The following is a 9345-nucleotide window of genomic DNA, read 5'->3' as shown; positions in this document are numbered from 1 at the left end:
GCTTTCGGCGCTGTTGCTTCGGCTACTGTTGGCTCAGGCTCAGCTTCAGACACAACCGGTTCGGCTTCGAGCTCTGCTTGCGCGAGATCGGCATCAGGCTCGCCTAGCTCTCCGATCAACGGTTGCTCCGACAGGGGCGATTGGGATGCTTTCGCACTGTCCTCGCCTAATTGGGTCATCAGATGTCTAACGGCGGCATCAAAACGGTGTTCCAAGGTATAGTCGACGTAGCTGTATTGAGTTTTAATTTTACAGCCGCCGACACTGACCTTGACGTCGCCCTCCAGTTGCCAGTGCTTCTCGGCAAACGAGGTGACAAACTCCAATTCACTCGGATTGACCGATAGCGTCAACTTCTCATCTGGGTTGGGCAAGCTCTGCACCGCAGCATGCACCACCGCGGCGATATGGCTGGGCTCCGCGCGCAACTCGTCGCGTATTATCTGGCGCGCAATACGAATCGACAGTGATAACAGGGCCTGCTCCAACTCGGCCTGTTCATGCGGCATTTGCGCCTTAAAGGCGGCTGTTAGTGCTTCAAACACCGCTAGCTTTTCTTTGTTTTTCTTTGCCTCGGCCAGTTCGCCCTTGGCGGTTCCGGCGGCAAGACCCTGCTCGGTACCTTTTTCTTGGCCCGCAATTAGGCCTTCGGCGTGGCCTTCGGTTTGGCCTGCTGAATGACCCTGCGTCATGCCACTTTCAAATCCCTGCTCGAAGCCTTCGTTATAGGCATCCTCACGAATCGACTCCAGTTCCTTTACGGTCGGTGCCTTTATCGTTTCATGCGCCACTTCGTCGACGCTTTCAACGACCTCGGCGCTGGCCTTCGCTTTAGGCGCACCATCGACCACGAGACCATTTTTGTCCCATTTCACCAGGGGCAAGTTGGCCGCGCTGATGACATCTTTACGACGTAATATTGGCTTACTATCAGAAGACATAGACGTCCCCCTTGTTACAACATGGCTTCAGCACCGGCACCACCCAACATTATTTCGCCGGCTTCCGACATTCGTTTGGCAATACCCAAAATCTCTTTCTGAGCCTGTTCGACCTCTGAAATCTTAACAGGCCCCATGGCCTCCATATCATCCTTAAGAATATCAGCGGCCCGTTTGGACAGGTTACCGAGCAACTTCTCAGACAAATCATCGTCCGCGCCACGTAAGGCAAGCTTTAAGGAATCGGTACTGACTTCACGCAAGAGTGCCTGGATGCCACGGTCATCAACATCAACGAGGTCGGCAAAGACAAACATCAGATCGGTAATCTGGGTCGCCAGATCGTCATCGACATCCTTAATGCCACCCATGATTTCAGCCTCAATGCTCGATTCGAGGAAGTTCATGATTTCGGCAGCTGTTTTCACACCACCCAAAGCTTGAGCTTGGCCGCCGGCGGAACCAGAGAACTGCTTTTCCAAGATTGCATTTAATTCTTGCAAGGCGGCCGGCTGCACACTTTCCAATGCGGCCACACGCATAACAATATCGAGGCGAACCTTGTCTGTGAAATGCGCCAGAATATCGCCCGCCTGATCCGGATCCAGATAGGCCAAGACGATAGTTTGTATCTGGGGGTGCTCATTGCGGATGATTTCGGCTACGGCCCTCGGCTCCATCCATTTCAGGGTGTCCAAACCGGAGGTACTGCCGCCCATGGTAATACGATCGATCAGAGCCCCCGCCTTGTCTTCGCCTAAGGCCCTGTTGAGCATATTACGAATATACTCATCGGCACCGGCGCCCATGCTGCTTTGGCCACTGACCTCTTCTAGGAACAACTTCACCACGCCCTCAATCTGCTCTTGGCGAACATTGGGCATCACCGACATGGAGGTGCCGACCTGTTGAACTTCTTTATGCCCCATATGCTTAAGAACTTCGGCGGCATCTTGCTCACCGACGCTCATCAGCAACATGGCGGCTCGGGTCGCCTTGGGCAGGCCAACCAACGATTTCTTATAATCGTCGCCACCCGTGGTGGCCGGTAACTTAGCGTTTTCAGTCATCACTCGTTATCCATTGTTGAAGCACTAGGGCCACACGGGCGGGGTCTTCCGCGATCAAGCCGCGCAAGACTTCTAACTGCCGCTCAAAACTTTCAGAGGGGCCCATCAAGGAGAAATCATCAATCGAATTCAAACTGACTCGGTCGTCCGCAATAAGGTATTCGTCTACATCGAGATTGGCGAGCGCAGCGTCTTCAGCACTCTCGTCCTGCTCATCGGTACCCTTGGCGAGCAGGTTGCGTATCGCCGGTCGTAATAGACCAAATAACAGAATAAGGACAAATATGCCGGCCAAGACCTGCTTTACAATGACCCAAAACCAGGGCTGCTCATAAAAGGCGGTTAAGACCTCGACTTCTGCTATCTCCCTAAAGGTTGAGTTGATCACGTTAATACTGTCGCCCCGCGACACATCATAACCAACGGCATCTTGCACCAGGGTTCTCAGTCGCAGAATCGCTGCGTCGTCCCACTCCTTTTCGACAAATTCACCGGTATCTGGATCCAAAATACTCAGATCATCGACCACTACTGCAACGGTCAGACGGCGCACTCGACCTTGCTGAAACTGGGTGAAGCTCAGGGTCCGGTCAACCTCATAGTTACGGGTCGCTTCATCGCGCGTTGATATCGGGGTGGTGTTCGCAGCAGTGCCGTCGGGTAGGGTTTCCGGCGCGGTCGCATCGGTTGGTGGCTGGTTCGTCAACGCGCCCGGAATCCCGCCCTGAGTAGCGCTCGCCATTTGCTCATTGACCGTCTGTTCGCTGCGAATCGCAATCAAATCGGGGTTGAACAGCTCTTCGGATTGCTCAACTTTGGTGAAATCGATATCGGCGGTGACTTCCGCCTGAAATTTATCAGAGCCAATGATCGGGCCTAGAATTGAGTTCACCCGCGCCAACAGATTGTCTTCAACCTTACGCTGGTAATCAAACTGACGATTGGTCAGCTCTTCTTCGCGATTCTCTTCGTCATCACTGAGCAGCCGGCCGCGCTGATCAACAATGGACACGTTGGCGGCAGACAACTCTGGAATGGATGTCGACACCAGGTTGCGAATCGCCTTGACCGAACTCTTATCCAGTTCGGAACTGGCGTACAGCTCGGTGAACACCGAGGCGGTTGGTTCGCGTTGATCGCGCACAAAAACCGATCGCTTGGGGATAGCCAGATGGACACGCGCCGTCTTGACCTGATTGATGGACGCGATAGTGCGCGCCAATTCGCCTTCCAAGCTACGCAGATAGCGAGCATTTTCCATAAACTGGGATTGACCGAGGGGCTGAGATTCATCCAATAACTCGTAACCCACGGTCTGATCATCGGACAGGCCGGCTCCGGCAACGGCTAGACGGGCCGCGTGGAGATCGGTCTGTTTGACCAATATCACGCCGCTGGCCGGATCAATGTCGAATTCTAACTTATTGGCCTGCAGCACCTCGATCAAGCCTCGGGCGTCAAAGCTGTTGGTACTGTTCATCAGCGGTCTATAGGTATCTTTTTGTGACCACAACACCACACTCAGACCCAAGGCGATGCTGGCGGCCAAACCCACCAATAACCCGAATTGTCGGGCCATAGTTAATTTATTGAACCCTGCGACAAGGGGATGCATCCGACTCTCAGGGATGTCGTCCTTATCGATCAGGTCCGAGCGATCACTGGTTGCCGGTGAAAAGTTGGATGAGGGCAGCTGAGCGTCGTCCGCTGAGCCCTTGCTAGGGCTCATCTGGGTGTTTGCTGCCGCGGGTACATTTTCTGTCATAGGGATTCCGGCTAAATAGGGTTAACAGGCGACTCGTTAGAGTGGCATGTTGATGATTTCTTTGTACGCTTCAATCATTTTGTTACGGACCTGGGTCATCGCTTGAAAAGACACACTCGATTTTTGCAAGGCAATCATCACCTCGGGTAGATCCACCCCGGGATCGCCCTGCTCGTAGCGGGATGACATTTCGTTGGCCGTTTTTTGATTGCTATTCACCGTATCGACAGCCGATTTGAACATATCGCCAAAACTCGGTACCGACCCGGTCGGCGTCGGGGCCGTCACCGAGCCAGAAAACTCACCGCCAATCGCTTCGACCTGTTGCTGCAGCTGGTTGCTTTGACTGGAATTATTGATCTGCTTACGCATCTGCTCGATGGTCTTGGCAAAGGCTGAGTTAGAGGCATCTTGGTCACTTGGCGGGGTAACCTGACTGCGTATTGAACGCATCTGCTCAAGCACACCCTGTATATCGACTCGATCTACCATACTTACCTCAGCTTATGTCAATTTTCAGTCTATTTCGGAATCTATCTTTTTGCTTTTGCCAAGAGCTGACAATATACAGGCACTAAATTGACAAACCCGTCTAACTAATAGGATTTAGCAATACACAGGCCAACTATGACCGTTTTCTGAGCATTTGCGTGCCGCGCCGGCTAATACTGCGGAAGCGCCCGGCCGACCCCTGCACCGCAGGTCTTATACTTGCCACAATGATAGGTTATTTTAGCGTATTCCGGCAATCGCAGAATCCACATCCATACCCAACTCTCGCATCCGTGCCAACTTATAACGCAACGTTCGGGATGATATACCCAAGTGGTCTGCGGCGCGATTCTTACGCCCGCTGTGCACCCGCAGAGCGTTCAAAATCAGTTCGAATTCACGATGTTTCATATCGGCGTGGATGCCCTCATTTTTACCCGGGGCCGATGTAACCATTGCCGGCAAATCGACATTGGAATCGGTCGAGCCTGAGGCCACGATCAAAGCGTCGCGATGGGCCTCAAAATCAATCAAATGCTCACCCGACAAACCCAAGTCATATCCGCTAATCCACTGGCCACTCTGCAGAATCAGGGCACGTTGGATGGCGTTATCCAATTCTCGGACATTACCCGGCCAGCCATGCGCCAACAAGACCACCTTGGCGCTCTCATCAAAGGTTAAGCCAGGCTTATGCATTTTTTGGCCATGTTTACGCAATAGATTCTCGGCCAATGGCAGGATATCGGCCTTACGGTTGCGCAATGGCGCCCACTGCAAGGGAAACACACTCAAGCGGTAAAATAGATCTTCCCGAAACCGGCCCGAGCTGACTTCCTCGGCCATCGAACGGTTGGTCGTCGCCAAGACACGGACATCGAGCTCAATCACCTTGCGACCGCCGATGCGCTCGACTTCTTTTTCTTGCAGCACGCGCAGCAGCTTGGCTTGTAAGCCCATATCCATCTCGGAAATCTCATCGAGCAGGATGGTGCCGCCATTGGCCTGTTCAAACTTACCCGGATGACTGGCAACGGCACCGGTAAAGGACCCTTTTTCATGACCAAAGAGCGTTGCTTCCAACATGTTTTCCGGAATGGCCGCACAATTGATGGCGATAAAGGGCCCATTGGCTCGACCCGAGTGTTGATGAATATAGCGTGCCAACACCTCTTTGCCGGTGCCGCTTTCGCCGGAAATTAAAATGGTGCTGTCGGTTACTGCGACCTTACGCGCTAGGGCCAAAACGTGCTGACTGGCGGCATCGGCGGCGACCGGCTCACTGCCCGACTGGGGCAGCCGTGGACTGTGTTGTTCAATTAAATCGATCAGCTGATCCGGTGCAAAGGGCTTTACCAGGTAGTCGACAGCGCCCTTATGCATGGCATCGACGGCCTTATCGACCGCGGCATAGGCAGTCACCAATAACATCGGGATTTGCGGGTAGTTTTGCCGCACATAATCGAGTAAATCGTGGCCACTCATGCCCGGCATGCTAACGTCGGAGACGATAAAATCAAAAGATTGCTCTTTGAGCGCGACAATTGCCGACTCACCCGATTCGGCACAGACCACAGCGTAGTCCTGTAACGTCAGGGTATCGCTCACGGCTTCCCGTAAGCTGGCGTCATCTTCGACTATTAGGATTTTCACTGCAGTTACCTCTCAACAAATATGGGCAAAGTGACATTAAATTCGGTTCCAACATTTAATTGACTGCTTATGTTCAATTGACCTTTATGCGCCTTGACTGTCGCGATCAATACCGGCACACCCAAGCCCGTGCCATGGCTCTTAGTGGTAAAGAAGGGCTCCTGCACTTTTGCCAGGTGAGCCGCGCTCATGCCGGGGCCGGTGTCCCGAAAGGCGATCTCAATCTGCCCGTCGAGCACCTGACTGCTAATGGTCAAGGTCCCCTGGGCATCCCCGGCTTCCAATGCGTTGTTAATAATGTTCATAAAGGCACTAATTAATACATCGGACTGACACTGCACCTGAGCATGGGACGGCTGCAATTGCCAATGAATACGCGCCTGTGCCGGTCCCGGCAAGCCGGCAACCGCCTCCTGCAAAAGGTTGACGACCTGATCTAGGGTCAGGCGATTAAGCAGCTGACACTCCCCTTTGACATACAGCAGCATGTCTTGTACCTGTTTTTCCAGATGATGCAGGCGACCAACCAACTTATCGACAAACTGATTGTGGGTCGTCGGTGTTAAGCGCGGGCTTTTTAGGTTCGAGGCGTAGAGCAGTGCCGCCGACAAGGGCGTACGCACCTGATGTGCCAGCGAGGCAACCATCTGACCCATTGCCGTGAGCCGTTCTTGGCGCGCGACCTGGGCCTGCAAGGCTCGCGTTTCGGTGTGATCGGTCATCATGATGAGCTGCCCGGAATTATCGAGCGGGCTGGTGGCCAGGCTCACCAGCCGGCCATCGGCTAGGCTCACTTCATGGTAATCGGTTTGTTTTGGAGCGAACGCCAGGCGGACTACTTGCCGCCAAGCCTTGCCTAGCAGCCGTTCGGTGTCGGGGAAGCCCATGGCCTGCCCGAGCCAGCTCTCCGCCGCCGGATTGGTTTGATCGATGAAACCCTTGTTGTCGAGCACCACCACAGCAGCCGGCATTAGGCGCAATAGGCTAGCCAGTTGTTCAGCAATCTGCTCTTTCTCATTCAACTCGGTCAGTCGCTGCGCCGACAGGCTGGCTAACTCACCGCTGAGCTCAACAACCCGTTGTTCGAGCACCTGATAGCTACCGGAGAGTTCTTCGCTCATGGCCGTAAAGGTCGAGAACGCTTGCTGCAACTCTTCCAGAGACTGTTTGTTAAGATCTGTTACGGCGGCGGCCGGTGCTTCCGAAGTTCGAGATACAGCTTGCATAGGCATATACATTCAAAAATTTGACGGTATTGGAGGGAATGCAAAGGAAGTGCCAGTTTTAAACAAAACCGGCAATTTGTTGCCGGTTTTGCTTGGGCGCGCACGGCGGCCTGCCCCCTGATCATGCGCTGACCTGCCCCGCATTAGCCCAGCGGGCATGCAGCGGACCGCGCTAATCGACCGGATTGAGGACATCCCGGCGGTTGATATCGTATTTGCGCATCTTTTCGACCAGGGTGGTGCGGCGGATATGCAGCTTTTCAGCCGCACGCGCCACCACCCCTTGGGCGTCGTCCAAGGCTTGTTGAATAAGGCTTTTTTCCAGATCCGTAAGGTATTCCTTGAGATCCAAACCGTTTACCGGCAATAACGCGGCGGATTGCTCGGACATCACATAGGGTCGGCTTTCATCGGCCAATGCAATCACATTAAGCGGTAAAAAATCATCATCCTGTTCATCGACGTGACGGTATTTATTGGGCAGCTCCTGGACACCGATGACGCCGTAGGGATGCATGATAACCAAACGCTCAACCAGGTTCGCCATCTCCCGCACGTTACCCGGCCAGTCATGCTGAATCAGGGACATTATCGCGCCAGAGTTGAAGCGAATGGAGCCGCGCTTCTCATTTTCCAGACGCGCCACCAGCTCGTTCAACAACAACGGTATATCTTCATGTCGCTCACGTAAGGCCGGCATCTCGATCGGGAACACATTCAGGCGATAAAACAGGTCCTCGCGAAAACTGCCGTGCTCGATCATTTCTTCTAAATTACGGTGAGTGGCCGCCACGACCCGAACATCGGCCGAATAGGTTTTACTGCCGCCGACACGCTCAAAGGTGCGCTCCTGCAAGACACGCAACAGCTTAACCTGCATATTGAGTGGTAAATCGCCGATTTCATCGAGAAATAGCGTACCGCCATCGGCCATCTCAAATCGACCGGCTCGGGTGGTAATGGCGCCGGTGAAGGCGCCCTTCTCATGACCAAACAATTCACTTTCGATCAGTTCAACCGGGATAGCGCCGCAGTTTACTGGCACAAAGGGCTTATGTCGGCGATGGGAATTGTAATGAAGGTTACGTGCCACAACCTCCTTACCAGTGCCGCTTTCCCCGGTAATGAGCACGGTGACCTCTTTATCGGCGACCTGGGCCATCATTTCGCGCACAGTCTGCACGCTCCGACTACTGCCTACCAGGCTGCGAAAAAGATTGAGTTCGCGACGCTGATCCCGTCCGCGCGTCAGGTCGTATTGTTCGCGATACAGTTGCGCTCGATGCAAGGTATCGAGCAACTTATTATAGGTTGGCGGGAAGCTGAGCTTGGCAATGATACGCGCACGCAACTCGTCATCGAGCAGCTCGCTGTCGGGGTGCTCACCCAAAAGAATGACCGGTACACCGGCATCCCAGTCCTTAACAGACTCGATCGCCTTGGCTAGGGATTGGCCCATGTCACCGATCAAAATACCAACCAGGTCGGTCGCACTGTCGACCGAATCCTTGGCCTTGGCCAGCCAATCTTCACCGCAGACGGCTATGCTGTCTTCACCCAAGAAGTCCAATATCACTTTAAGATCGTGGCGCCGCTGGTCATTATCTTCAACCAATAACAGCTTTATTTCTCTCCACATCCGAACTGCTCCAAGCGTCTGTATTTCTTTGAGTGAAAACTACTGGCCTTGACCGGGTTAAGACCCGTCAACAAATTGGCTTTTCAAATTATTGGCGTAGTAAAGACGCAAAATTACAATTAGTCAAATTAATGACTAAGGTTTTTTTGCTGAGTGAAATTATTGTGGTTTTTTATTGACGAATTTTTGGCATAGCGCGTCAAAAGGCCTACAAGGCCCTCTAAGGCCCTTAGGGAGTCGTTTTGCGGGTAACCAAGGGGGCGGGGTGTTTTCTGTTAAAATAGCCACAGAGGCGACTGACAGAACTACAGGGCTAACAAAGATAATTTTTTCAGCCGCGAGCGCGAGCCAACCAATATGGCGAATTTAGGCCTAAGCGCTTAAGAAATGCCGATCTGATAAAACAAGTTGATAATACTATCAGCCTGATCGACACCATTGCCAATAGTGACAAAAAACAGCCGTCGGATCGACCAAAACAATGATATCGGCGATTTTTGAGCGCGGGTAAAGTAAGGCCAACCGAACGCCAATCTAATGCCATAAATCTAATGCCATA

At 53.1% G+C, this 9345-nt stretch carries 7 protein-coding genes; all 7 read right to left on the bottom strand.

The annotated features are described in order from the left end of the window. Nucleotides 1-941 (bottom strand): flagellar assembly protein FliH (locus tag AC4FIC_RS03355; protein WP_476195180.1); only part of this gene is annotated, 941 nt, incomplete at its 3' end. A gap of 14 nt (nt 942-955) precedes the next feature. Beyond that, entirely contained in the window at nt 956-2011 is a 1056-nt protein-coding gene (fliG, locus tag AC4FIC_RS03350) for a flagellar motor switch protein FliG (protein ID WP_287418791.1), read from the bottom strand. Beyond that, nucleotides 2004-3776 carry a flagellar basal-body MS-ring/collar protein FliF gene (gene fliF, locus AC4FIC_RS03345; protein ID WP_227003797.1) on the bottom strand — a complete coding sequence of 591 codons (1773 nt, stop codon included), beginning with the start codon at nt 3774-3776 and terminating at the stop codon, nt 2004-2006. Before fliF ends, fliG begins: the two co-directional genes overlap by 8 nt. Nucleotides 3777-3812: 36 nt before the next feature. Continuing rightward, entirely contained in the window at nt 3813-4268 is a 456-nt protein-coding gene (gene fliE, locus AC4FIC_RS03340; RefSeq protein WP_227003796.1) for a flagellar hook-basal body complex protein FliE, read from the bottom strand. Between the two features lie 240 nt (nt 4269-4508). Beyond that, the gene (locus AC4FIC_RS03335; protein WP_100256982.1) at nt 4509-5921 is read right to left on the bottom strand and encodes a sigma-54-dependent transcriptional regulator; all 1413 of its coding nucleotides are present in this window, start codon (nt 5919-5921) and stop codon (nt 4509-4511) included. Between the two features lie 5 nt (nt 5922-5926). Further along, nucleotides 5927-7147, bottom strand: coding sequence for a sensor histidine kinase (locus tag AC4FIC_RS03330; RefSeq protein ID WP_158524322.1), 1221 nt, complete (start codon nt 7145-7147; stop codon nt 5927-5929). Nucleotides 7148-7319: 172 nt separating this feature from the next. Further along, the gene (locus AC4FIC_RS03325) at nt 7320-8786 is read right to left on the bottom strand and encodes a sigma-54-dependent transcriptional regulator (RefSeq protein WP_100256980.1); all 1467 of its coding nucleotides are present in this window, start codon (nt 8784-8786) and stop codon (nt 7320-7322) included. Nucleotides 8787-9345: the final 559 nt, after the last annotated feature.

The sequence above is a fragment of the Reinekea sp. genome (genome assembly GCF_982785585.1).
Note: the sequence above shows the minus strand (reverse complement) of the source record. Positions and strands in the feature narration are given on the sequence as shown.